General features: G+C 73.2%; 15 protein-coding genes and 2 pseudogenes. 8 read left to right on the forward strand and 9 right to left on the reverse strand.

Annotated features, from left to right (window positions below; all coding sequences use genetic code 11):
• Positions 1-167 precede the first annotated feature (167 nt).
• From ABZ858_RS36020 to ABZ858_RS36040, 5 genes are all read right to left on the reverse strand, one after another.
• The gene (locus ABZ858_RS36020) at positions 168-821 is read right to left on the reverse strand and encodes a hypothetical protein (RefSeq protein ID WP_361388857.1); all 654 of its coding nucleotides are present in this window, start codon (positions 819-821) and stop codon (positions 168-170) included.
• A 986-nt stretch (positions 822-1,807) separates the two neighbouring features.
• A complete protein-coding gene (locus tag ABZ858_RS36025) occupies positions 1,808-3,382 on the reverse strand; it encodes a PfaD family polyunsaturated fatty acid/polyketide biosynthesis protein (protein WP_361388860.1) in 1,575 nt (524 codons plus the stop codon).
• On the reverse strand, positions 3,379-3,684 hold the full coding sequence (locus ABZ858_RS36030; RefSeq protein WP_361388863.1) for a hypothetical protein: 306 nt from the start codon (positions 3,682-3,684) through the stop codon (positions 3,379-3,381). Before ABZ858_RS36030 ends, ABZ858_RS36025 begins: the two co-directional genes overlap by 4 nt.
• Positions 3,677-9,973, reverse strand: coding sequence for a beta-ketoacyl synthase N-terminal-like domain-containing protein (locus ABZ858_RS36035; protein ID WP_361388866.1), 6,297 nt, complete (start codon positions 9,971-9,973; stop codon positions 3,677-3,679). Before ABZ858_RS36035 ends, ABZ858_RS36030 begins: the two co-directional genes overlap by 8 nt.
• 148 nt (positions 9,974-10,121) lie before the next feature.
• Positions 10,122-12,392, reverse strand: a complete 2,271-nt coding sequence (locus tag ABZ858_RS36040; RefSeq protein ID WP_361388869.1) for an MMPL family transporter — start codon at positions 12,390-12,392, stop codon at positions 10,122-10,124.
• 336 nt (positions 12,393-12,728) lie between these two features.
• Between ABZ858_RS36040 and ABZ858_RS36045 the strand changes: the two genes are divergently transcribed.
• On the forward strand, positions 12,729-13,328 hold the full coding sequence (locus ABZ858_RS36045) for a hypothetical protein (protein ID WP_361388872.1): 600 nt from the start codon (positions 12,729-12,731) through the stop codon (positions 13,326-13,328).
• A gap of 9 nt (positions 13,329-13,337) precedes the next feature.
• A pseudogene (locus tag ABZ858_RS36050) lies at positions 13,338-13,442 on the forward strand (IS5/IS1182 family transposase); the annotation flags it as partial.
• Between the two features lie 66 nt (positions 13,443-13,508).
• Here the strand turns inward: ABZ858_RS36050 and ABZ858_RS36055 are convergent.
• A complete protein-coding gene (locus tag ABZ858_RS36055; RefSeq protein WP_361388875.1) occupies positions 13,509-14,195 on the reverse strand; it encodes a TetR/AcrR family transcriptional regulator C-terminal domain-containing protein in 687 nt (228 codons plus the stop codon).
• 53 nt (positions 14,196-14,248) lie between these two features.
• Between ABZ858_RS36055 and ABZ858_RS36060 the strand changes: the two genes are divergently transcribed.
• The 3 genes and pseudogenes from ABZ858_RS36060 to ABZ858_RS36070 all read left to right on the forward strand — a co-directional run bounded on the left by ABZ858_RS36060 (position 14,249) and on the right by ABZ858_RS36070 (position 17,396).
• The gene (locus ABZ858_RS36060) at positions 14,249-15,367 is read left to right on the forward strand and encodes an NAD(P)/FAD-dependent oxidoreductase (RefSeq protein ID WP_361388878.1); all 1,119 of its coding nucleotides are present in this window, start codon (positions 14,249-14,251) and stop codon (positions 15,365-15,367) included.
• A gap of 566 nt (positions 15,368-15,933) precedes the next feature.
• Positions 15,934-16,347: pseudogene (locus ABZ858_RS36065) on the forward strand (zinc-binding dehydrogenase); the annotation flags it as partial.
• A gap of 185 nt (positions 16,348-16,532) precedes the next feature.
• Complete coding sequence (locus tag ABZ858_RS36070; RefSeq protein ID WP_361388881.1) at positions 16,533-17,396, forward strand: LLM class flavin-dependent oxidoreductase; 864 nt, start codon at positions 16,533-16,535, stop codon at positions 17,394-17,396.
• A 53-nt stretch (positions 17,397-17,449) separates the two neighbouring features.
• Here ABZ858_RS36070 and ABZ858_RS36075 read toward each other — a convergent pair whose 3' ends face one another.
• Both ABZ858_RS36075 and ABZ858_RS36080 read right to left on the reverse strand, forming a co-directional pair.
• Positions 17,450-18,961 (reverse strand): carboxylesterase family protein, encoded by a 1,512-nt coding sequence (locus ABZ858_RS36075; protein WP_361388884.1) that lies wholly within the window; start codon positions 18,959-18,961, stop codon positions 17,450-17,452.
• A 22-nt stretch (positions 18,962-18,983) separates the two neighbouring features.
• The gene (locus ABZ858_RS36080) at positions 18,984-19,898 is read right to left on the reverse strand and encodes an MBL fold metallo-hydrolase (protein ID WP_361388887.1); all 915 of its coding nucleotides are present in this window, start codon (positions 19,896-19,898) and stop codon (positions 18,984-18,986) included.
• A 254-nt stretch (positions 19,899-20,152) separates the two neighbouring features.
• Between ABZ858_RS36080 and ABZ858_RS36085 the strand changes: the two genes are divergently transcribed.
• Both ABZ858_RS36085 and ABZ858_RS36090 read left to right on the forward strand, forming a co-directional pair.
• Positions 20,153-22,921: an AAA family ATPase gene (locus tag ABZ858_RS36085; protein ID WP_361388899.1), complete on the forward strand. Its 2,769-nt coding sequence runs from the start codon at positions 20,153-20,155 to the stop codon at positions 22,919-22,921.
• A gap of 319 nt (positions 22,922-23,240) precedes the next feature.
• Positions 23,241-23,462 carry a hypothetical protein gene (locus ABZ858_RS36090; RefSeq protein WP_361388890.1) on the forward strand — a complete coding sequence of 74 codons (222 nt, stop codon included), beginning with the start codon at positions 23,241-23,243 and terminating at the stop codon, positions 23,460-23,462.
• A gap of 155 nt (positions 23,463-23,617) precedes the next feature.
• Here the strand turns inward: ABZ858_RS36090 and ABZ858_RS36095 are convergent, their stop codons facing one another.
• Complete coding sequence (locus ABZ858_RS36095; RefSeq protein ID WP_361388893.1) at positions 23,618-23,938, reverse strand: DUF6233 domain-containing protein; 321 nt, start codon at positions 23,936-23,938, stop codon at positions 23,618-23,620.
• 197 nt (positions 23,939-24,135) lie between these two features.
• On the opposite strand from ABZ858_RS36095, the gene ABZ858_RS36100 reads away from it, so the two are divergent.
• Positions 24,136-24,363, forward strand: coding sequence for an integrase core domain-containing protein (locus ABZ858_RS36100; RefSeq protein ID WP_361388896.1), 228 nt, complete (start codon positions 24,136-24,138; stop codon positions 24,361-24,363).
• Positions 24,364-24,518: the final 155 nt, after the last annotated feature.

Here is a 24,518-nt window from a genome sequence, read left to right on the forward strand (position 1 = left end):
CGGCCGCTGGACGATGCGTAGCTGGTAGAGCAGTGGGCAGTGGCGCGCGACAAGCTCCTCGGCCGGATCGGCCCCTACGGGTCGCTGCCCAGGCCCGCGTCGTCCTGGTCGACCAGGAGACCGGGGCCACGCCGCAAGCAGGCGGGCATTGCCGTGAGTTCGATCGACTACCGATGAGACCTGTGATGGCGCCGGTGAGAGCTGTGCGAGGCGGAGCCGTGCCCGCGGTCCCCGCGCGACGAGCCACCCTCTTCCGCTTCACGACGGCGACGAGCCTCGGAGGCCGCCTCTTCTCGCAACAAGCTGTAGCGGAACTCGTAACTGTGGGTGTGACCGGAACGCACCTGACGCTCGTAGAAGGCATTGAAGTCGCCTTCGGCGGAAAACAGATCGGCGCCCGATCCCGCTCCGCCCGCGCCGGCCACGATCTCCCGGTGCCTCACTCCGTTCTCCCACTCGATACGTTCCACCTCCATCGCGAAGAACTGATCGGCCGGCCACCCGGCCTGCTCGGCCTGGACGTCCAGCCTGCCGCTGCGCACCTCGCCCTCCAGGGCAGCCAGGCGACGCGCCGCCGCAGCATTGAGAATCTCGAACACGGCGGTTCCGGCGAGATGAGCGGTACTCCCCCGCCTGAGATCCAAAGTGATGGAACGGCTGTTGGCCCGCCATTCCCCGGGGGTCCCGCCCTGCGTGCGGCCGAACCGCACCGCGATGGAGCCGGCAGCAGCGATCTCCTGGCCGAAATGGGGGGCTGCGGCGGCTACGAAGTCGAATATCTCCCGCATCGCCGCGCCGTTGCTCTCACTCGCGAACGTCACTCCGCCCACCGCACCTCGGAACGGGGTCTCGGCGGGCGGCGGAGTCCCGTGGTCCGAGCCGTAGGCCAAGTCCGGGTCGGAGCTGTCGTTCCTGCGCCGATCCCTACGGCGGGAGGAGCCCTCGTTGCCGCCCGACGAGGCACCGTAGGCCAGGTACGAGTCGTCATGTCCACGGTCGCGCCGCCCACGCCCGGACGCACGCTGCACTGCGACGGCCTCGGTCACCGCGGCATTTCCAGCCAGGCTCTGCAGTGACAGAACGTCCGCGTAGGCCGACCGCACCGCGGACTCCTGAGCACGTGGACGGCCGGCACGCGAGCGACCGGAAGCCGTCCCCTGGGCGTCGTCCGACTTCTCACCACGTCCGGATAATGCGCGCATAGGACACTCCTTGACCTTGGCCTCGGCCTTGATGGCGGCGGCGATCCAGATTCATCGAACAGCGCGGGACGCCTCCGAGATGAACCAACACGTGCCGCTGAAACCACAGTTCGGCCTGTTGCCAGAGGGAGAACGTCCCTTACGGGAAGGGTAACGCACCGTCGCGCACGCCCTCAGGCGGTGAAACGGAGCATGGACCACTGCCGTCGGGGCGCACCCGCAGGAGTTCGCTGAAGAGGTCGCCGAGGTCGCGTCGGGCCGGCCCGACGCCGGACCGGTGACGGAGCAGACCGGGTCGGGGTCACTACGGTTCGGGATGAGCCCGGCCGAGGTCGCCGACGCGCTTCGGGGCTCTGAGCAGCAGAAGCGGGTGGGGGCCCCTGCGGGCAGGAAGACTCCGGGGTGCCGCACTCCGCACCTGGCGGCCGCCGGACAGCATCACTGCCCTGATTCAAGCGGTCCTCGTTCCGAGCCGAGCAGGGGCAGGGGCAGGGGCAGGCTGTCCCTCCGGAGACCCGAAGATGGCCGCTGTGGTGACGGCGCCATCAGCGAGGAGACCGAGTTGGTCGGTCAGCCACGTGGGCGCGTCCGCGTCCGAGAAGAGATCACCTTGCAGACCCGGACATCCTGGTGCCTCGCTCAAGGCGGGCACCAGGCGATGGGTGGCAGCGGGTGGCTTCGGTGGGCAGGGTGAGGCCGGTCGCGCGCAGGGCGTGGACGCGGGTGAGGAAGGCCGCGCCGTGCAGCAGGCGGGCGGCGACAATGGCGGCGTGGCGGTGCCGTGGGTCGGCCAGAGGGGTGCCGGCGGTCCAGGCGTTGAAGGCGCCCATGGCGGGGCCGCACCAGATCTGCCAGTGCGCGGCGTCGTCCGTCCCGCCCCGGGTGGCCCGGCGTGAGGACATGGCGAGATACCAGCGGAAGACCAGCGCCATCCGGTGCTTCGCGTCCCCGTCCGCGCGGGTCAGTTCGTGCGGGGCCCGGGTGCGCAGGAACGCCGCGGTCTCTTGCCACACTTCGGTCAGCGGCCGGCCCAGGACGGTGGTCTCCAGGCGGCGCACCTGATGGGCGGGCAGCGTGTCGAGGCCGTCGTGGTCGCGGTAGAGGCGGTAGAGGTAGCCGGCGTGCTGGGCGAACCGCGTGCCCCGGGTGAGGACCTGGACGGTGCCGCCCTGCTCGAACAGGTCCGCGGCCGGGGCCATGGCCACGTCGGTGGGTCCGGCCTCGGCCAGCAGCTGCTTGGCCTCGGGGGAGGTGCCCGCCTCGACGCACGCCTGGTTGACCGAGCCGGTCACGACGTAGTCGGCGCCCGCGGCGAAGGCCGCCGCGACCGCGTACGGCGTGCCGATGCCACCGGCGGCCCCGATACGTACCGGTGCGCGGCCCGGCAGCGCGAGGTCGTCGCGCAGGGCGGCGATCAGGGGCACGATCACGGTCAGTGGCCTGCGATCGGTGTGGCCGCCGGAGTCGGCCTCCACGGTGACGTCGTCGGCGACCGGTACCCGGTCCGCCAGGGCGGCCTGTTCGGCGCCGATGCGCCCGGCCCGGGTCAGTTCCGCCACCAGGGCCGCGGGCGCGGGGCGCAGGAAGAGCCGGGCGGTCTCCGGGCGGGAGACCTTGGCGATCAGGCGGTTTCCGGCGACCACCGACCCGTCCGGGCCCCGGCGCAGCCCGCTGAGCCGGTAGCGCAGCAGGTCCGGGGTGAGCTGCACGAAGGCGGACGCCTCCACGCAGCGCACACCGTGGCGCAGGCACAGGTCGACACAGTGCCGCTCCAGCTGGGGCGCGCCGGGGCTGTGGATGAGGTTGCAGGCGTACGGCCGGTCGTCCAGGCGTCGGCGCAGCTCGGCCAGGGCGTCGTCCAGCCGGTCAGGCGCCAGCCCCGCGGCGCCGAAGGAGGCGAGGTGTCCGGCGCGGGCCAGGGCCGACACCAGATCGACGGAGGCGATGCCTACGGCCATGGCTCCGGCCATGTACGCGGCGGCCACGCCGTGGTGGGCACGGAAGGCGGGGGCGCCGAGCCGCTCGACCGGAAGCGGTGGGGCGTAGGCGAGCAGAGGGCGCGCCGCGGTGGGCCGGTCGTGGGTCAGCCGGGGTGCGTGCGGCGGGCCGGTGACGTAGCAGGGGCGGTCCAGGGCGTCGAGGACGGCCCGCAGCTCTGCCGGGCTCTGCGGCGCGGTCACCGGGCGCGTCCTGTGCCAACGCTTTCTTCCGCCAGGCGTACTTGCGCCAGGCGTACTTGGTGGCGGGCGATGGCGTGATGGGCGGCCAGCACGGCCGCGTGGGCTTGCTGGATCTGCTCGGAGAGCAGGACGGCGGGAGCGCGAGGCGGCGAGCCGGCCGGGGTGACCCGGATGGAGGCCGGAACGGCAGGAGCGGGAGCGGTGGGGGCGGAATCGGCGAGTGCAGGAGCGGCGGTCATCGGTGTGGTGTCCTGGGTGAGCAGAGTGTGCAGCGGTGTGCCGTCGAAGATCAGTTCAGACACAGGGTGCGCCTTCCGGGTTGGCGGGCCCGTCCGGGACGGCGGAGGCGGGGACGGCGGGGGTCGGCGCCGGTACCGGGGCATCGGCCGGGCAGGCGGCCGGGGGCACCGTCACCGGAGGCGGGGAATCCGCGGGCCGGAGCCGGGGCCGGGGTGAGGCCGGTGGTGCCGGGGAACCGGGGGCGCGGTGCGCCCGGGTGGTCCTGGACGGCGCGTGTGAGGGCCGGGGCGCCGTGTCACCGTCCGGCGGAGCCGATGGCGTCGTGGCGGCCCGGAGGCGGGACAGCATCTCGTCCGGGGTGAGGTTGACGAGGGTCACTCCGCTCCAGCGCTGGAGGACGTCACCGCCCGGTGTGCAGGCCGTCACGGTGCAGCGGGCGTCCACCGGGGTGATGCCCTCCAGGTCGGCGACGACGAGGAAGGGGGCGTCGTCGGGCAGCGGAGCGAACAGTTCCACGCTGCGGACGCTGACCGGGGCGCAGGCCCGGTGGTGGTGGGAGCGCATCAGCAGTGCCGCGGCCTGGAGCAGCAGGTCGCTCAGGCCGGGATCGAACAGCGGGGTGGCGAAGGCACCGGCGGACAGGCTGGGGGCCGGCATCCGGGCGCCGAGGACGAGCCGGTCGGGGGTGTCGGACAGGACGTCGCGCAGACCGGTGAGGGCGGGGCCATGGAAGAAGAAGCCCTCCTCGTAGGCGGGGTGGGGTGGGCCGTCGATCCGGCCCGCGGGCAGGGCGACGGGGGCCGGCGTGGCCGGGGGTTCGGCGCTCCAGGTGTAGCCGCCCTCGTAATAGAGGGCCGGCGGGCCGTCCGCGGCCTCGATGGTGAGGTGGGCGCCCATGCCGTGCTCCTGCCGGACGGCAACCGCGGTGGCCCGGTCGGGCTGGCTGCCGTCGAAGAAGAGGCCGCGGCGCACCCGGAAGTCGTGACAGGTACGGATGCGGGTGTGGCCGCCGAGGGCGCGTTCGAGGACGTTCAGGCCCCAGCCGACGGCGGCGGTCAGGGGCAGCAGCGGGGTGCCGCCGAAGCTGTGGTCGCGCAGGACGGGTTCGTGGTGCGCGCCGTGCAGCGAACGGGTGGCGCGGACGGTGTCCGCCAGGCGGTCGGTGCGCCGGACGGGGGCGGTGGTGGGGCCGATCATCGCCGCGGCGTCCACGCCGGGAGCCGTCCGGGTGAGGTCGAGCAGCTGGCCGCAGCCCTCCTCGCGGGTGAGGACGGGCATGCCCTGGTCACGGAAGATGCCGGCCATGGGGGTGGCCATCCCCCCGTTCCAGGGGCCCCAGACCAGCGGAGTGACCCGGGTGGCGGGCCGGGCGGCCTTGACGGCGCAGGCGTAGCGGACCAGGGATTCGTTGGCCAGCGCGTAGTCGGACTGGCGGATGTTGCCCCAGTAGCCGGCGATCGAGGAGAAGACCATCAGATGGCGCAGCCGGTCCTGGTCGAGTACGCCCATGAGGTGGTGCAGGCCGGTGAGTTTGGTGCCCACGACGCGGGCCACGGCCTCCGGTGTCTTTTCGCGCAGCGGCTTGTCGCCGAGGACACCGGCCGCGTGGACGAGTCCGGTGATGCGTGGGGCGTGCGGGGCGAGGGCCTTCGCGACGGCGCCGGGGTCGAGGAGGTCGGCGCTGACGTAGTCGACGGTGACGCCGTCGGCGCGCAGTTCGGCCAGGAGGTGGGTGATCTCCGTCGTCCGCGCGTCCGGGCCGCTCGCGGTGCCCGGCGACGCGGGCGGCAGGACGGTACGGCCCAGGAGGACGAAACCGCAGCGGTGGGTCCGGGCGAGGGCTCGGACGCACCAGGCGGTGATCCCGCAGGCCCCGCCGGACACGAGCAGGGTGTCGTCCTCGGTCAGGCCGGGGGCGGCCGGGTCCTGCGGCAGGACGCTCGCGTCCGGTTGGGTGGCGAGGGCCGTGGTACGGCGTCCGGACCGGTCGTAGCCACTCTCCCGTACGTCGGTCGCGGTGTCGGTCAGTTCCGCGAGGAAGATGTCGGCGGCCTGCGGGCCGGTGAGGGCGGGGTCGAGGTCGAGGGCGCGGCAGAACAGCGTGGGGGCCTCCAGCGCCACGGTCTTGACCAGTCCGGCCAGGCCGCCGGCGAGCGCCGCGACCGGATCGCCGCCGGAGCCTCGGTGTCCCAGGGCGCCGTCGAGCCGGGTGACGGTGAGGAAGGCGGCCCGGCTGCCGGTGCGGGCGGTCTCTTCCAGGTCCGGGCAGACGTGCTTGGCGAGGAGCACGCTGTGCTGGAGCCGGGCGATGAGGGTGTCCGGGGTGGTGTCCGCGTCCCGGTCGACCGGCTGGAGGACCAGATGCGGCGGCCCATCCGGGCCGGTGACGGCGTGCAGCCCGGCGGCGAGGGCCGCTTCGCTCCAGTCGGCCAGCACGTGCCCGCCGTCCGGGGGCACGGTGCCGGGCAGGCCGAGGTGGCGTACCTGCCAGCCGGCGGTGCGCAGCGCGCCGCCGAGCGTCGCCGCGAGGGCCCCGCCGCCGTCGACGAGCAGCGCACGGCGGTCGACGGGGAAGAGGGTGTCGCAGGTGTCGGGTGCGGGCAGCGGGCGCAAGGTGACGTAGGTGCGTACGGCCGGGGGCGGCCCGCTGTGCTCCGGTCCGACGCCCCAGGTGAGGGCGCTGGTGCCGTTGTCGTCCAGGACCGAACGGAATTTCTGGCTCAGTTCGCCGACCGTGCGCGCAGAGCTGAACGCGAACAGCTGCTCCCGGCTGATGACCGGGTAGCGCTGCCAGATCGCGGAGGCGATCTCCACCTGTTTGAGCGAGTCGATGCCCAGGTCTTCCTGGATGTACAGGTCGGGTTGGAGCTGCTGTGCGTCGTAGCCGGTGCGTTCGGCGATGATCTCCAGGAACGTCCGCTCGACCTCGGCCGGGTCGAGGTCGTCCAGGTCGACGGGGGCCTGGGCGGCGACCGAGGGTTCCGCTGCTCCGGTGCCGTCGCGCAGGGAGCGTACGGCCGCCCAGCGGTCGCCGCGGTCACCGGGGGCGACCCGGTCGCCGTCGGCCGGTCGGCGGCCCGCCGGGACGGAGACGGTGGGTGGTGTCCCGGGGACGGTGGGTGCCTCCGGTACGACGTCGGGCACGGGCACGGGCACGGGCACGGGCGGGAGGGTGCGCGAGGTCGTGAGGTCGCCGGTGGCCGGTGTGAGCAGGGCGGTGACCACTTCGCCCGCCCGGGTGTGGGCCTCCCCGATGGCCAGGCCGTGCCGGGTGAGGGCCTGGACGGCCTCGATGAGCGGCGCGGCCCCGCCGCCCCCGTGGGTCGCGGTGTCCAGCAGCCGGGTCAGCTCCTGCGCGATGTGCAACTGGCCGTCCAGGAAGCGGACATGGGCGTCCAGATGCGCGGCCGTCGCCTCCGCGAGCGCGGCGTGGGTGCCGGGCGTCGGCGGGACCGGATGCTGCTGGAAGGGCGCTGGTCGCGCCGCCGGGAGCGGGGACGGCGGTGCGACCGGCCCGGTGGCCGAGGGTGCCGGGGACGGCAGTGCCGCACGGGCGGCTTCCCGGCTTGCCTGGAAGGCGAAGTTGGGGCCGTCCAGGGTGCGGGTCACCGTGGACGCGGGGTCCGGTGCCGGGGGCGGCGGTGCGTCGTGGCGGTTGATGCCGGTCAGGGGCAGGCCGAGCACGGCCAGGCGCAGGGCCGCGGACTTCAGGGCGGCCGCCGAGTCGCCGGTGCGGTCGGCCGCGTCGCAGGAGACGACCCGCACGGGCCGGCCGGCGAGGGTGCGCCGGACCAGTCCGGCGAGGATGTTCCGGGGCCCGAACTCCACGAACACCCCGACGCCGTCCTCATGCAGTTCCCGCAGGCGGGCCGCGAAGTCGACGGGCGCGGTGAGCTGGTCCACCAGGGTCGCACGGTCGGCGTCGGCGCCGCCGCCGTACCGCGCCCCCTCGGCACCGGCGTGGACGGCGACGGCGGGGGCGGCGAACGGGGTCGCGGCGCAGGCGGCGGCGAAGGGCGCGCGGGCGGGGGCGACGAGCGGGGTGTGGAAAGCGGCGGCCACCGGCAGGCGCAGCGTCCCGACGCCGGCGGCACGGCAGTCGTCCAGGAATGCCTCGACGGCGGGGGTGGGCCCGGCCACCACCTGCTCGTCGGGCGCGTTGGCGTTGGCCACCCGCACCTCGGGATGGCCGTGAAGCAGGTCCCGTACCCGCTCCGGGCCCGTGTGCACGGCGGCCATGGCACCGGCGTCGGAGCCGTCGGCCGCGGTCGCGGCGAGGGCGGTGCCGCGGGCGTGGGCCAGGGTGAGGAATCCGGCGCGGTCCAGGACGCCGGCGGCGTGCAGGGCGGTGACCTCGCCGAAGCTGTGGCCGAGGACGGCGCACGGGGCGAGGCCCAGCTCGGACATGAAGTCCCACTGTCCCAAGGACAGCGCGCCCACAGCCAGTTGGGCGTGGTCGGGGCGGCGCAGGCGGTCCTCGGCGGCGCGCTCGCGTTCGGCGGTGGGCGGCGGGAAGACGGTGTCAGCGAGGGTGTCGCCGCCCTCGCTGAGGGAGTTGGCGTCGTCGAAGGCGCGGCGTACCGCCGGCACGGCGAGGGCCGCGGCGGCGCCCATACCGACGTACTGGCTGCCCTGCCCGGCGAACAGGGCGGCGACGCGGAGGTCTCCGGTGAGCGCGCGGCGCCGGTAGTGGATGCCGTCCGGATGCTCCCACTCCTCCTGCCCGGGTTCGGCACGCAGGCGCCGTACGGCCGCGTCGAGCAGGTCGCCGTAGCGGCCGTCCGGGGGGCAGACGAAGCCGATGCGGGCGTGCCCGGCGGGGGCGGGTGCCGGGTCGGCCGGCGCGCCGGACGTCAGCTTGGCGAGCAGGAGTCGCGGGGTGGGCGCGTGCCACAGGTGGGCGGCGGGCAGCTCGTGGGCGGCCCGGGCGGGCGGCGAGGCACCGGGCAGGTGTTCCTCGAGTACGGCGTGGTAGTTGACGCCGCCGAAGCCGAACGCGGAGACACCGGCCCGGCGGACCGGCCGCTCGGGGTCGCGGATCCAGGGCCGGGCGCGGGTGCTGAGGTAGAGGGGGGTGTCGGCGCGGGCCAGGGCGGGGGCGGGGGTGGTGACGCCGATGGTGGGCGGCAGCACCTTGTGGTGCAGGGCGAGCACCGCCTTGATGAGCCCGGCCGCGCCCGCCGCCGCCTTGGTGTGCCCCACTTGGGACTTGACGCTGCCGATCGCGACGCTGGCGGGGCGCGCGCCGCACGACACGAGGGAGTCGAGCGCCTCGATCTCCACGCTGTCCCCGGCTGGGGTGCCGGTGCCGTGGGCCTCGATGAGGCCGACGCTGTGCGGGGGGCAGTCGGCGTCGTCGTAGGCGGCGTGCAGGGCGCGCAACTGGCCCTGCCCGCAAGGGGCGTAGATGCTCTTGGCGCGTCCGTCGCTGGAGCTGCCCAGGCCGCGCAGGACGGCGTAGACGCGGTCGCCGTCGCGTTCGGCGTCGGCGAGCCGCTTCAGGACCAGCATGCCCAGGCCCTCGCCGAGGAGGGTGCCGTCGCTGTCGGCGTCGAAGGGGCGCACCCGGCTGCTCGGGGACAGCGCCGGGGTCTTGCTGAAGCACATGAAGGTCAGCAGGCCGTTGTCGGCGTCGGCGCCGCCGGTGATCATCACATCGGCGCGGCGGGCGAGGAGTTCGTCGGCGGCGGCGCGGACGGCGGCCAGGGAGCTGGCGCAGGCGGCGTCCACGGTGTGGTTGGCCGCGCCCAGGTCGAAGCGGTTGGCGATGCGGCCGGAGACGATGTTGCCGAGGGTGCCGGGGAAGGAGTCCTCGGTCCACTCGGGCAGGGTGCGCAGGAAGTCGCCGATGAGGGCGTCGGTGTCGGCCGGGGGCAGGCCGCGGCGCAGTGCGACATCGCGCATGTGCCCGGCCCAGAGCCGGGCGGCGAGCGGGATGAGGGTGGAGTTGACGCCGCACACGCCCAGGACGACGCCGGTGCGGGCGGGGTCGTGCCACCGGTCGCGTCCGTGGGCGGCGTCGCGCAGCGCGTCCTGGGCGACGCGCAGGCTGAGCAGTTGCACCAGGCCCACGGAGTCCACGCTGCGCGGCGGCATCCCGAAGGCGAGCGGGTCGAACCGCTGGGGGGCGAGGAAGCCGCCGCGCCGGGCGTAGACCTTGTCGGGGGCGAACATGTCCGGGTCGTAGTGCTCCTCGATGTCCCACCAGGCGGCGGGTACCTCACCGGTGCAGTCGCGGCCGGCCACCACCGCGCGCCAGAATCCCCGCAGGTCGTCCGCTCCGGGGAACATGCCGCCCAGGCCGATGACGGCCAGCGGGTCGTGTGCCATACGGCGGTCGGGTTCGGTCATGACCGGTGTACCTCGCTTCACGGCATCGAGTGCGGGGGCGCGACCGGGCGGTAAGGCGGCGCAGCACGTGACCGCCGAGCCGGGACGCTGCCTTAAACGACGGCCTTGCGCCCCGGGCACGCGCGGTGCCGCGGGATCGGGGCGTGAATCACCTGTTCGGCGGAACGGAGTGCGTCTGTCCGACGGTGTCCGCCTTTTCAGGCTTTTCAGGCTTTTCGGGCGCGGATGCGTGCGGCGATGAGGGTGCCGGTGCCGAGGGGGTTGGTGACGAGGGGGCCGGTGCCGAGGGGGCCGAGGCCGCGGCTCGGTGCCAGGTGTCCAGGCCCAGCCGCCCGCGCAGCCGTACCAGTACGCGCGGCGCCCACCAGTTGGCCGTTCCGGTGAGGACCATCAGGGCCGGGACCAGGATGCCGCGCACCACGGTCGCGTCGACCAGGACGGCCAGCGCCAGGCCGCAGCCCATGAGTTTGAGCAGTGTGATGCCGGAACCGGCCAGTGGCAGCAGTGCCACCGCGACCACAGCCGCCGCCGCGGTGATCACCCGGCCGGTGGAGGTGACGGCGCCGAGCACGGCGGCGCGGTGGTCGCCGTGCCGCCGGTAGCCCTCCTCGATCCGGGAGACCAGGAAGAGTTCGTAGTCGACGGACAGGGCGAACGTCACGGCGAACATCAGCACCGGCACCGACGTCTCCAGTTCCCCGGTGACGGTGAAGTGCCCGAGCAGGCCCCGCAGATGGCCGTCCTGGAACACCCACACCATCGCTCCGAACGAGGCCCCCAGGCTCACCACGCCGGTCAGCACCGTCTTGAGCGGAATGAGGACCGAACCGGTGAACAGGAAGAGCAGGAGGAGCACGCCGGCGACGATCAGAACGCCCGCGAGAGGCAGGGCGCCGAGGACGGCGTCCTGGGTGTCCAGGACACGGGCGGGGCGCCCGGCGACGCGGACTTCGCCGCCCGGCGCGGGCAGCGCCCGCACCCGTTCCACGAGGGCGCGGTCGTGTGCCGGTCCGCGCGCGGGCAGGACGGCCAGCCAGCTGGCGCCCTCGGCGACGAACGGCAGCGAGCCGGGCCCGGCCGGTTCGACCTGGCGGCCCTCGCGGTAGGTGCCGGTGCCGGTGACGACCTCCCGCACATCGCCGAGCGCGGACACCCGGGTCGCGTACGCGTCGAGCCGGTCCGCCTGCTCCAGCGCGTCGACGTGGGGCAGGAGGACGGCGAGCGTGCGGTTCCAGGGCAGGTCGAACTCCGCCTCGACGCGCCGCGCGGTGGCGTGCGACTCGGTGGCGGCGGGCAGCACCCGCTCGTCGGTGGCGCCGAACCGTACGTGCGCAAACGGCAGCGCCAGGGCCGCCAGGAGGACGACCGCACCGAGGGCGGCCGTCAGAGGCCGTGCGGTGGCGGCCCGGGCGATCCGCGACCAGAGCGCCGCGCCGTCGGTGGGCCCGCGCCGCAGCCGGGCGAACAGGTCGTCGCCCAGGAGGCGGTCCCCCAGCAGCGCGAGCAGGGCGGGCAGCACCAGGACGGTGGCCAGCGCGGCGCACACCACCACACTCACCCCGGCCACCGTGAGCGAGCGCAGGAACCCGACGGGGAACAGCAGCAGCGTGCTCAGGCACAGCACGACGGTGGCCGCCGAGTAGCGCACGCACCGCCCCACCGTGCGCAGGGCGAGTACGACGCACTCGGTGGCGTCGGCGTGCGTCCTGCGTTCCTCGCGGTAGCGGGTGACGACGAACAGGGCGTAATCCACGGCCAGTCCGAAACCGAGCGCGGTGGTCACGTTGGCCGCGAACACCGACACCGGCATGAACAGCAGGACGACCCGCAGCACGGCGAAGGTCCCGGCCACCGCCAGCGCGCCGATCAGCACCGGCAGCAGGGCCGCGGCCACCGAGCCGAACGCGAACAGCAGCACCAGGGCCGTCAGGGGGGCGCCGAGCAGTTCCGCGCGGACAAGTTCCGTCCGGCTGAGCCGGGTGGCCTGGGCCATGACCCAAGCCGTCCCGGTAGCGCTGACCTCCGCTCCCGGCCGGTGCCGGGTCAGGTACGGGACGAGCGTGGCGGCGGTGCGCGCGGCCTGGTTCTCGTCGCCGCGCAGATCCAGGGTGATCAGCGCCGAGCGGTGGTCGCCGGACAGCAGCCGCTCCTGCCCCGTCGTCCAGTACGACAGGGCCTCGCGCACGCCGGGGCGGCTCGCCGCATCGTGGGTCAGGGCCCGCCCGAGCGCGGCGGCCCCCTGGCCGGTGGCCGGTCCCGGAAATCGCACCAGCAGGACGACATCGGGCACCGGGGCGTCGAAGCGGCGGGCCAACTCGGCCTCGGCGCGGACGGCTTCGGTACCGGAGGCGATGTAGCCGCCGCTGGAGAAGGAGCCCATGCCACCGGCGGCGGCGAGCACGCACAGCAGCCCGGTCACGACCGCCGCGCACACCACCCGCCAGGGCCGGGCGACGAGTCGGCGGACAAGAGCGTCGGACCGCGCTGCGCGGTCGGACGGGACACGGGGTGACGGGACACGGGCTGACGGCTGGGTTCGCTCTCGCTGTGGCATGGAGGCCCCTTCTCGGTGCCGGGGACGGCGTCGGCGGATCGGCGCGGCCCTGCCGTCCCCCAACGATCCCTGGGCCGAACAAGTGACGAAACCCCATGCAATGTGGTGACAGCACAACAAACCAACTAGCTTCCGGCCTATCGGGATCAAGCAGATGTCGCAGATGTTCCCGTCCGTACGACGCTTCGAAGGAGCACGTCGATGACTCGTGGAACCCGTGGCGAACGCCGCCCGGCCCGCACCCTGCTGGCGGCCGCCGTCGCCCTGCTGGCGGTGGGCCTCACCGGCCCGGCGGCCACCGCCTCCCCGGACACCGCGCCCTCGGCCCGCGCGGCGGCGGCCACCCTGCGCTGCTCGCTGCGCACCGCCTCGCCGGTCACCTTCTCCCCCGCGGTGTCCGCCGGCCCGCGCACCGTCACGGCACGCGGCACCGTCGAGCTGAACGGGTGCACGTCCCCCGACGGCCGCTGGAAGAACATCCGTTCGGGCCGGCTGACCGTGCGCGGCAGCGGCCGGGCCACCTGCTCGCGGGTGGCCGGCGTGCGCGGCTCGGCCACCGTCACCTGGTACTCACGGGCGGGGCGCACCGGGCGAGTCGTGGGGCGCTCGGCCGTCTCCCCCACCGCGGCCGGCGTGGGCGGCTACACGCCGCTCGACTCGTTCCTCAGCGGCCGGATCACCTCGGGCCCGATGACCGGCCGGCACATCACCGGCCGGACGGCGCCCACCACGAGCGTCAACTCCTGCTACGGCCGGGGCCTGCGCGGCGTGGGGCTGCGCGGCACGGCCACCGTGCAGTAGAGCACGTGCGTGCCGTCGCCGCTGCCACCACGTCCACCGCGGCGCCACCGCCGCCCGGGGCGGCTGCCGGCGGATGACCGGGCCGCGCTGCGCGGCCCCGTGTGCGTGCTGCGCGGCCTCGTGTGCGTGCTGTGCGTGCTGTGCGTGCTGTGCGTGCTGTGCGTGCTGAGCGTCGAACGATCAAGGCCGGGGGAGTTTGGCGGCCACGGCGTCGAGGACCCAGTCCAGGCCGGTCGCGAAGGATGCCTCGGTGTCCACGTCCGTGCCGTCGTGCACGGCCTTGGCCAGCGCCGGGAAGCGGCCTGTGGCCAGCATCCTCGTCACATGCGGGCCGGAGGCACGCTGCCATTCGCGCTTGGACAGGCCCGTGGCGCGCTCGGCCCGCAGGTTCGCGATCTCGCGCCTGATCGCGCCGGTGACGTAGGCGCTGACGGTCTCCACGGCACGCATGACGGTGTCGACGTCGGCGAGGCCGTCGAGAGCCGCCAGTTTGGCCTCGGTCACGGCGAGGCCGTTCGGGCCCAGGGAAGGGCGGCCGCCGAGCAGGTCGGCCAGCCATTCGTGACGGAGAGCGGCCTGCCTGGTGCGGTGGGCGAGGACGCGCAGCGCCTCGCGCCAGTCACCGGGCCGCTCCTCGGGGAGGATCTCGGCCTGGACCTCGTCCACCATGAGGTCGAACAGTTCCTCCTTGGTGGAGATGTATCCGTACAGCCGCATCGGACCGGCGTTCAGCCGGGCGGCGACCTTGCGTAACGACACCGCCTCCAGGCCACCCTCGTCGGCCAGCGCGACGGCGGCGGCGACGATCCGCTCCCGGTCGAGCGGCACGGGGCGAGCCGGCGGCTCCGGGCGGTCCCACACAGTCATGGTGACATCGTACTCTTGCGATACATCGCATTATGAAAATACAGTGTATCGCCATGAGACAACGCATCGCAGTGGTCGGGGGCGGCCCGGGCGGCCTCGCCTTCGCCCGTGTCCTGCACCGCCATGATCACCCCGTCGCCGTCCTGGAACGCGATCCCGCCCCCGACGCCCGGCCCCCGGGCGGCACGCTGGACCTGCACGAGGGCCTGGGCCAGCTCGCGCTGGACAAGGCGGGGCTGCTGGCGGAGTTCCAGGCACTGTCCCGCCCCGAGGCGCAGGCCATGCGCGTCCTGGACGCGGACGGGACCGTCCTGCGCGACTGGCGCCCTCGTCCAGATGACCGGGCCAATCCCGAGATCGACCGCGGGCAGCTCCGTGACCTGCTGCTCGGCCCTCTCGACGTCCAGTGGGGCCGGAGCGTGACGCAGGTGGTGCCGGGGACCCGGGACGGCGTACTGGTCCATTTCGCGGACGGGCGACAGGAGACGTACGACCTCGTGATCGGCGCGGACGGCGCCTGGTCCCGGATCCGCCCGGCGGTCTCGTCGGTGACGCCGCACTACACCGGCGTCACCTCGGTCGAGACCTCCCTCGACGACGTCGACACCCGCCACCCCGACCTCGCCCGGCTGATCGGCGACGGATCCATGGCCGTGTACGGCGTGAACCGCTCCCTCGTCGCCCAGCGCAACAACGGCGGTCACGTCAAGGTGTACGCCAAGTTCCGCGCGCCGCTGGACTGGCACACGAACCTGGACCCGGCCGACGTCGAGGCCGTGCGATCGAGCCTGCTGGCTCTGTTCGACGGCTGGGCCGCTCCCGTCCTCGACCTCCTCCGACACGGCACCGCTTTCGTCCACCGCCCCTTCTACGTCCTGCCCGTCTCCCACACCTGGACCCACGTCCCCGGGGTGACGCTCCTGGGCGACGCCGCCCATCTGATGCCCCCACTGGGAGCGGGCGCGAACCTCGCGATGCTGGAAGGCGCTGAACTCGCCGAGTCCATCGCCACCGGCTCCGGAGATCTGGACGAGGCCGTCCGCGCCTTCGAGGAGCGCATGTGGGCACGAGCCGGCAGATGGGCGAAGATCACAACGGCCGGCCTGGAACGCCTCGTGAGCCCGGACCCCGCCGAAGCCCTCGCCCACTTCGACCAAGTCCAGCCGTCCTGACCGCCGAGCGCGAAAACACCGGCACCCACACGCGTCACGGCGTCATGGGACAGTACGGCACCGCCGCAGCCCTTTCCTTCGTATCTTTCGTGGCGCGCAGGGTCCGACCGTTCAGGCGCGGGCGGCGTCGATCCCGCCCGCGTCGACCACAGCCCGGCGCGGGTCCCGGCAGGGACGCGGACTTCGATGTCGTACCAGGCAGGCGGCGTAGGCACAGTCGGGGAACACCTCGGTCAGGGCCTTCCAGCAGCCCGAAGGGGCCGTGGTGGAAGAGCGTGTCGCCGCCGGACCGGCGGCTGTCCCCGCCGCCCCGTGCAGCACGTGCAGACGGGCGGGTGCGGGACGTCCCGCCGCGTTCGGAAGGCGGTCCCTCACCGCTCGTGCCCGCGAAAGGTGGTACGGCGCTGCGGACGCCCCACCGTGTAGCGGTGCGGCGTCGCCGACTGTGCGTGCATGAGTCGCCGCCTGGATCACCGCGCCCCTCGATCCGGCCGACTGGCCCGGATCCCGTGCGGCCCCTGCCTGCAGGGTGGACCCGTCGCCCGCCGAGCCGGAACGTGCAGCGCGCCACCGTGCTCGGGACGGCCGGCGAGCGCAACCACGAGTTCGTCGCCTCTCTCGGGGCCGTTCCCACCACGTACGGCCCGGGCCTCGCGGAGCGCCTCGCCGGCCTGGCTCCCGGCGGTGTCGACATCACGCTCGACACCGCGGCCTCCGGGTCCCTGGCCGATCTCGTCGCGATCGTGGGCGACCCCGCCCGGGTGTCGACGGTCGCCGACCACGCCGACGGGCACCGCCTGGGTGTGCATGTGGCCAACGCGGCGAACGACTCCTCGCTCCTGTCCGAGGCGGGCGAACTCGGCAGGCAAGGCCGCTACACACCACGTATCGAACGGACCTACTCCATCGAACGGATCGCGGAAGCGCACGCATACGCCGAGCGCGGACACACGCGGGGGAAGATCGTGATCTGCCTCTGAGCCGGTCCCACCGTTCAAGGCTTCCCGCGGCCCACAGTGCGGTGGCGGGCCGCGCGCACCGCGGAACGCGTACCGGTTCCGCTGAGTGATGTGGTGCCGCGCCGCGCCTGTCTGTGGCCGGTCGGGACCTGGCTGGATGCCCAATTCGCTTGCCCCTGCGCGGTGCGGCTGCGCATCCTTCTGGGATGCGCTTCTCCGTCAACATCCCCAACTTCGGCGACTTCGCGGACGCCCGTAACGTCGCGGCCGTGGCGGCTGCCGCGGAGCAGGCCGGCTGGGACGGGCTCTTCGTCTGGGACCACGTACTGCACCGGCAGCACCAGGGGCGCCCCTTCGGAGACGCCTGGATGCTGCTGACCGCGGCCGCGCTGGCCACCTCCCGCATCCGGCTGGGCACTCTCCTGACGCCGGTCCCCCGTTACCGGCCGCAGCAACTGGCCCGCCAGGTGGCCACCTTGGACCACCTCAGCGGCGGGCGGGTGATCTTCGCCGCCGGCCTGGGCGGTCCGGTCGAGGACGAATACCGCAGCTTCGGCGACACCGCCGAGCCGCGTGTCCTCGCCGAGCGGCTGGACGAGGGGCTGGAGCTGTTGCGGCGCTTCTGGACCGGCGAGCCCGTGACCCACCTCGGTGAGCACTTCGAGGCCCGGGAGGTGACGATGGTGCCCGGCACCGTGCAGCAGCCCGGCCCGCCCGTGTGGATCGGCGGATTCTGGCCGCGCCGTGCGCCCATGCGGCGGGCGGCACGGTGGGACGGCGCGGTGCCGCTGTTCGAGACGGCCCGGCACGGTCATGCGCCGGACGCGGCGGAGGTCCGGGAACTGGTCGGTTATGTGCGCGAGCAGCGTTCGGCCGGAGCCGAGCGCCCCTTCGAATTCGTCCTCGGAGGTGCCACACCCCTGGACTCGGCCAAGGCCAAGGACGTGATCGGTCCGCTGTACGACGCCGGCGCCACCTGGTGGGACGAGCGGCAGGTTCAGACCGGCCCCGACCTGGATCGTCTGCTCCCCGTGCTCCGCCGCGTCGAGGCGGGGCCACCGACGTTCTGATCAGCTGTTCGGGGGGGGCGCGCCCGGCTTGCCCCCGCAGGCGGGACCGGGCGTCAGCTCCAGGCCTGTCGTTCCGTGCCGTGAGGGTCGTCGACCTGGGTCCACTCGGTGTCGATGCGCATGGTGGCCCGGCGTTCAGTGTCGTACGGGTCCCAGCCGGGGTCGCCCGTGGCGGCGAACCTGATCCAGGTCTCGTGCACGCGGGCGGCGAGATCGGCCGGGGGCCTGCCGGGGCCGAGGAGGGCGGTGGGACCGTGCAGTTGCGGCAGGTGTGTGAGAGCGAAGACGAAGGGCAGCTCGACCGTGTGCGTGGCGCCGAGCGCACCGTCCAGGGCGGGTGAGCGCCAGGCGAACTCGTAGGCGTAGGTCGCGGTTCCGGGGTGGGCGGCATGGGCGTCGGCCAGGGCCCGGCTGCCCGCGCCGAACAGCGCGTCGCCCATGATGGCGGAACGCAGTTCACCGGAGGAGGCCGCGGGACGTGTCGTGCGGTAGGTCGCGACGAGCCGCGCCGGGTCGGGGTGCGAGACCGCCGCGGTGTCGTCGACGTCCTCGGCGGTCGAGGAAGCGTACGTGCCCACCGGGACGAGGTAGAGCAGGCCCTCTTCGGAGTTGGTCCCGATGAGCAGGTCGATGCCGGAGCCGAGCCCGGTGGCGACGGCTGCGGCGGGCTGGGTGTCCAGCACCAGGCTGAAGGGGCTGAGGCCGATCAGCGGGTCGAAGTGGGTGGCGGTCCGCAGGTCGATGCCCGTGAGCTTGGTGGCGGCCTCCACAAGACGCTCGTCGGACAGGTGCGCGAAGGCGTCCGCGTGCGGCTCGATGCCCAGCACGGCGGCGGCCGCGGCCGTGACACGGGCCGCCTGCTCCCTGGTGAACGCGCCCAGGCCGCAGCCGCTCTGCACGATCGCCCTGCGGAACAGGCCCGTGGCCTCTTTGGTGGCGAGGACGCCGCCGACGATGGTGGCCCCGGCCGACTGACCGAAGAGCGTGACGTTGTCCGGGTCGCCGCCGAACGCGGTGATGTTCTCCCGCACCCAGCGCAGTGCGGCGACGACGTCGAGCAGCCCGCGGTTGGCGGGTGCCCCGGGAAGGTCGAGGAAACCGGCGATGCCGAGCCGGTAGTTGAGCGTGACGAGGACCACGCCGTCACGAGCGAAGGCGGAACCGTCGTACATCGCGGACCGCGTCGAGCCGGCGACGAATCCGCCGCCGTGCACGAACACCATGACGGGCAGTGCGCCGTCCGCGACGGCGGGGGTGAGGACGTCGACGGTGAGATGGTCCTCGCCGCGGCTCCAGCCGGTGCCGAAGTAGGGGGCCATGTCGATACTGCCGAGCCTGCGTTCGGACTGCGGCGCGTTGGGGCCCGGCACGGTGGCATCCCGTACGCCGTCCCACGGCTCGTGCGGCCGCGGCGGGGCGAACCGGCCGGCGCCGGCGGGCGGAGCCGCGTACGGGATGTTCCGGAAGGCGGCGGTACCGTCGTCCTGGCGCAGGCCACGGACGGCTCCCTGCGCGGTGGTCACGACGGGTGCGACGGGTGCGACGGGTGCCGGGTGGTGGCTCATCTCTTCTGCCTTTCCGCCGACTTCAGTCCTGCTCGGTGTACGGGGTGAAGGGCGCCCAGCCCTTGACGGCGAAGGCGTCTGCCTCGCGTACGACTTCGGCGGCGCCGTGACCGCCCAGGTGGGCGGGGATCACGAGGGCGTTGTGGTCGGCCGCCCAGCCCAGCACCTTGCGGCGGGTGGCGCGGGCCGCGGCGGGGTCCTCGCAGAAGCAGCTGTTGGCGTCCGGTTCGAGGATCTGCACCGGGCTGTGCACCAGGTCGCCGACGAAGACCGCGCGGTCCGTCCCGGAGGTGAGGGTCAGGACGGAGGAACCCGGCGTGTGCCCGGGAGCGCTGTCCAGGCGCAGGTGCGCGTCGATCTGGTGGCTGTGCTCCCACAGCAGTGCCCGGGCGGCCTGGTGCACCGGGGCCACGCTGTCCTCGAAGACGTTCTGGTTGCCCCGGCCGAGCAGTGGCTCGTGCCCGTTCTCCGGGTTCCAGAAGTCGAAGTCGGCCTTCGGCATCAGGTAGGTGGCGTTCGGGAAGGTGGGCACCCAGTGCCGCCCGTCCAGGTAGGTGTTCCAGCCGACGTGGTCGATGTGGAGATGCGTGTTGATCACGAGGTCCACGTCCTCCGGCTGGACGCCGGCTCGGGCGAGGTTGGCCAGGAAGTCCGTTTCGAGGCGGTTCCAGACCGGGGCGTAGGGACGGTCCTTGTGGTTGCCCACGCCGGTGTCGACCAGGATCGTCCTGCCTTCGCTGCGCAGCAGCCAGGTCTGGATCGCGGAGTTCACGATGTTGGTTCCGGAATCCAGGAAATGCGGGGACAGCCAGTGGGTACCGGCGCTCCAGGCTTCCTTCGAGCTTTCCGGGAAGAAGACGTCGGGCGTCATTTCGACGGAACCGAAGTATTCCCGAACCCGGGTGATGGAAATATTGCCGAGGACGATCTGTTCCATGGTGTTCCCTGGGAATGAGGGGCATTTACTCAACCGTACGGGCGGCACCCGTGGGGGCGGTATCCGTCAGGTGACTGCACCCGTGCGTGCAGCTGTGCGTGCACCCGTGCGTGCAGCTGTGCGTGCAGCTGTGAACGCACGGGTGCATGGCGGCTCACCGCGGCCGCTACGGCGGAGCCCGCTCCGCCTCACTTCTTCCACGCTAGTATTCCGGGGTGTCTCGATTTTCTGGAGCGTCGGTGGAAAGCGATGAAATTCCTGTCAGGGACCGGCGCTCGGCACGCGACTACGGTCTGCCGCCGGTGGGCCGGGAAACCGAGACCGCGGAAATCATCCGGCGTGTCGGCGCCCGTCGGTCCGGCAGCGACGTGTTGATCGTCACCGGTGACCCCGGTGCCGGGAAGAGCACGCTGCTCGGCCTGGCGGCCGAGCACGTGCGCGGGGCGGGCGGCCGCGTGCTGCGAGCGGTGGGGAGTGAATCCGAGGCGCGTCTCGGCTTCGCCGGACTTCATCAGCTGCTCCGCCCGGTCTTCGGAGCGGTCGGGAACCTGCCGTCGCGGCAGCGCGCCGCGCTTCGTGCCGTCCTGGGGCTCGACGAGTGTGCCGAGGCCCCCGACATGATGGTCGTCGGCCTGGCGGTCCTGACTCTGGTGTCGGACCTGGCGGAGACGGCTCCCCTGCTGGTGGCGGTCGACGACGCGCAGTGGACCGATCGCGGATCACTGGACGCTCTGTCCTTCGTGGCGCGACGTATGGACAGCGAACCCGTGACACTGCTGATCGGAGTGCGCACGGCGGCCGCGCTGCCCGGCTTCGACCAGGCATACGAACGCCTCGAACTCGGCCCGCTCGACGGCGAGGCGGCCGGCCGGCTGCTCGACCGGCAGCCCACGCCGCCCACCGGCCGAGCCCGCGTGCGGATTCTTGAGGAGGCGGCCGGCAACCCGCTGGCTCTGGTGGAACTCGCCCACGCGACCGCGGGCTGGCACCTCGAAGGCAGCGGCGTGGCGGGCCCGTTGCCGGTCACCGACCGGCTGGAGCGCGTCTTCGCGGGGCACGCGGCGGAGCTGCCGGGGGCGACCCGGCGTGTCCTGCTGCTCCTCGCGGCCGCCGACGCGGCGGACGCGCAGACGACCGCCGTGGGACTCCCCGAGGCGGACGACAAAGCGTGGGAGCCTGCGGATCGCGCGGGCCTCGTCCGCCAGGACGGAGCCCGGATCTCCTTCCGCCATCCACTCGTCCGCTCCGCCGTCTACCATGCCGCGTCGTTCGAGGAACGCCGCGGGGCACACCTCGCTCTCGCGGAGCTGCTGCGCGAGGAGCCCGACCGCCGCGCCTGGCACCTCGCCGCCGCGACAGTGCGCCCCGACCGGGAAGTGTCGGCCGCCTTGCGGCAGACGGCCGACCGGGCTCGGCGCCGGGGCGGCTTCGCGGCCGCCGCCGCGGCCCTGGAGCGCGCCGCACAGCTCAGCCCGCGCCGTGCGGACCGGGCGCGCCTGCTGACCGAGGCCGCTGCCACCGCCGTCTTCACCGGTCAACTCGGCTGGGTGGAACACCTGGCCGCCGCGGTCCGGGAGTGCACCGACGACCCCGCCCTGCTGAACAGGGCCGGGCTGGCCACCGGCCGGCTCATGGCTCTCGGCCCCCATCACACAGCAGCCTTCACGCTGCTCATGCGGGTCGCCGACGAGGCGGCGGACGCCCGGTCACCGCTCGTACTCGACGCGCTGGCCGCGGCCGCGGTGGTCCGTTACTACTCGGGCGAGGACTCCCAGCAGCGGCAGATCCAGCGCCTGCTCCGCCGTATTCCCGACGATGCCGCCGGAGCGGCGCTGCGGGCCTGGGTGCTGGCCGTCTCGGACCCCGGCGGCGCGGGAGCGTCGCTCGCACCGGCGCTGCCCGGGCTCATCGACGGGGCCAGGGGTGACGCCCGGCGCCTGACCGCGCTGGCCGTCGTCGCCTGGCTGGTCGACCAAACCGCCCTGGCCGCCAGAACGTTCGACGAGGCGTTCTCCGAGTGGCGGGCCCTCGGACCGCTGCCGGACGGTCTGGCCTGCGCGGCCGGCTGGACCCGCCTGGAGCAGGGCCGATGGGCCGAGGCCCGCTCGGTGGCAGCCGACATCACGACCATGGCACAGGCGGCCGGACTCGGCCACGCCGAGGCCTGCGCGCAGGCACTCGACGCCACGGTGGCCGGGCTGCTCGGTGACCCGGCCACCGCACGCCGGCTCGCCGAGCGGGCCCTGTCTCTCGTCGATCCGCTGGAGAGCCGTTCCGTCGCGGTCTTCGCACGCCGGGCCCTGGGCATGGCCGCGGTGGCCGAGGGCGACCACGACACCGCGTACGCGCAGTTCCGCTCCGCGTTCACCGACGACGGTGATCCGGTCCACTATCACGTTTCCTACACCGTTCTGGCCGAACTGGCGGCCGCGGCCGTCCGCCGAGGGCACCGGGAGCAGGCCGCGCAGCTGCTGGAGCGGGCCGCGACGAACCTCGGTACGGGCATGTCGGCACGCCTGGCCGCCCTGATCGACCGGGGCCGCGCCCTGCTGGCGGATGCCGGGCGAGCGGAGCCGTTCTTCCAGGCGGCGCTCGAACGGTCCGCGGGTGACCAGTGGCCCTTCGAACGGGCGCAGATACGGCTCGACTACGGGGAATGGCTCCGGCGCCGGCGCCGTATCGCCGAAGCCCGGCCACTGCTGAGCGCCGCCCTGGAAACCTTCCAGCGGCTGGGCGCGCGGCCGTGGATCGAGCGGGCACGGGCAGAACTGCGCGCCGCGGGCATCGAGGCGACCGACGTCGTGCCCAGCGCCTTCACCGGACTCAGCCCCCAGCAGCAGCGGATCGTGCAGCTGGCGGCCCGCGGTCTGACGAACCGTGAGATCGGGGAGAAGCTGTTCCTCTCGCCGCGCACGGTCGCCTCTCACCTCTACCGGGTCTTCCCCAGGCTGGGCATCACCGCCCGCTCGCAACTACGCGACGTGCTTGAGGGCACCCTGTCGGGTACCGGCATCCCGGACTGAGCGCCCGTTCTGCCTCGCAGGTGGCGGAGAGCCTCGATGGCGGCCGACGTGCCCGTCAGCGCCACCAACGCGCGCCGCCCACCGGAAGAGGCGGGAAGCAGGCGTTGTGAGCGTGTGACACCGGCTGGACATTCGTCGGCGGGTGGGCGGCCGGTGGGGTTCCCGAAGCGGGCTGTGTGTCTGTTTGAGTTCCTTTGGGACTCCTTGCCAGGTATGAAGCCTCACTGATCAGCTTCTAGAGCGTTTTCCACTGAACACCAGCGGATAGGGTGAGATCGAGGGGAACGACTCGGGCCGGACCTTCCGGGGGAGGCTTGCAATGGTGACGATGGCTGTGTTTTTCGGCCTGCTTACGGGCGCGGTGGGCACGCTCGTCTGGGTCTTGCTCCGGCGCGGCAACGGGTCGACGGAGAATGCAGACGGCCTGCTGATCGAGGAGGCGGGGCGTCAGGCTGCCGACCGCGCTCGGAGGTCCTTTAACGCGCTAGCCCAGCACAGCATGACGCCCACCATGGGGGACAGCTACCACACTAAGCGCTGAGTGCGCGTGTGAGCAGCTGGCTTGCTGTTGGCTGAGTCGAGCGTTCGGGCATGTTGCTGCGCGGTTGAATGTTGGGTGTGCAGGCCCGGGCAGGTGCCTGACGGCGGTGGCTGCGATGGCGGTTCAGAGCTTCTGCGGGTGCGCTGCCGTGACGGTCAGCAGTAGGGGGAGGGTGTCATCGAAGACCTGCATCGTGTCGTGAGCGTGTCGCGGCCGGCCTGACCGTCGACGAAACCCAGCGCGCTGTCCGGCCGGCAGTGTGTGCAGGTAGCCACGCCCTCGGCGAGCGCCCGGTGGGCGGTCGCCTGGGCGACGGCCTCGACCCTCTTGCCGGACATCCGGCAGTGCCCGGTATGGACGGAGACCGGCGGCGAGGCGCAGTTCAGACCACGTTCGATCACCCAGTCCGGGGCCGGGAGCCGGGCGGCGATGCCTCCCGCTGGGCAGCGGAAGTTCCTGTATTTGGCCACCGTCATCGACCTGGCCTCGCGCTGCCTGGCCGGCTGGTGATCGCGGACCAGATGCGCACGGACCTCGTCACCGACGCCCCGGCGAGGCTGCCGAACGGACCCGCGGCAGCCTCGCCGGGGCTGTCATACACACCGACCACGGGGTCCAGCACACCAGCCGGGCCTTCGCCGACGCCTGCGGCAGGGCCGGCGTCCGCCAGTCCATGAGCGCGATCGGCTCCAGCGCGGACAACGCGCTTGGCGAGTCCTTCAACGCGGCGTTCAAATGCGAGACGTTTCAGGGCCGCATGTCCTGGACCAACGAACACGAGGCCCGCCTCGACGCGTTCCGCTGGCTCAACCGTTACAAAACCCGACGCCGTCACTCCCGCCTCGGACAACGCAGCCCGATCGCCTACGAGACAACGTCCGAAGCAACATCAGCCGCATAATCCGTTTCCAGGATTTGGGGTCAAGGCCCCTCGCCCTTCAGCAGGGGCCGTCCCGGGCGTTTACGAGTTGGTGCGTGATAGCGGGTGAGTGTCGTGCCAGGTGGATGGCATGATCCCGCTGTGGCGATCAAGGTCAATCGGGCGGTGTTGGCGCA

It is taken from the genome of Streptomyces sp. NPDC047017 (assembly GCF_040644175.1).
In the GTDB taxonomy this organism is placed as follows: Bacteria; Actinomycetota; Actinomycetes; order Streptomycetales; family Streptomycetaceae; genus Streptomyces.

What these genes read in the sequence shown, in the direction of transcription:
- ABZ858_RS36035 (WP_361388866.1), bottom strand. Translation starts at nt 9,973, where the DNA reads ATGACCGAACCCGACCGCCGTATGGCACACGACCCGCTGGCCGTCATC.
- ABZ858_RS36045 (WP_361388872.1), top strand. Translation starts at nt 12,729, where the DNA reads ATGACTCGTGGAACCCGTGGCGAACGCCGCCCGGCCCGCACCCTGCTG.
- ABZ858_RS36055 (WP_361388875.1), bottom strand. Translation starts at nt 14,195, where the DNA reads ATGACTGTGTGGGACCGCCCGGAGCCGCCGGCTCGCCCCGTGCCGCTC.
- ABZ858_RS36060 (WP_361388878.1), top strand. Translation starts at nt 14,249, where the DNA reads ATGAGACAACGCATCGCAGTGGTCGGGGGCGGCCCGGGCGGCCTCGCC.
- ABZ858_RS36070 (WP_361388881.1), top strand. Translation starts at nt 16,533, where the DNA reads ATGCGCTTCTCCGTCAACATCCCCAACTTCGGCGACTTCGCGGACGCC.
- ABZ858_RS36075 (WP_361388884.1), bottom strand. Translation starts at nt 18,961, where the DNA reads ATGAGCCACCACCCGGCACCCGTCGCACCCGTCGCACCCGTCGTGACC.
- ABZ858_RS36080 (WP_361388887.1), bottom strand. Translation starts at nt 19,898, where the DNA reads ATGGAACAGATCGTCCTCGGCAATATTTCCATCACCCGGGTTCGGGAA.
- ABZ858_RS36090 (WP_361388890.1), top strand. Translation starts at nt 23,241, where the DNA reads ATGGTGACGATGGCTGTGTTTTTCGGCCTGCTTACGGGCGCGGTGGGC.
- ABZ858_RS36095 (WP_361388893.1), bottom strand. Translation starts at nt 23,938, where the DNA reads ATGACGGTGGCCAAATACAGGAACTTCCGCTGCCCAGCGGGAGGCATC.
- ABZ858_RS36100 (WP_361388896.1), top strand. Translation starts at nt 24,136, where the DNA reads ATGAGCGCGATCGGCTCCAGCGCGGACAACGCGCTTGGCGAGTCCTTC.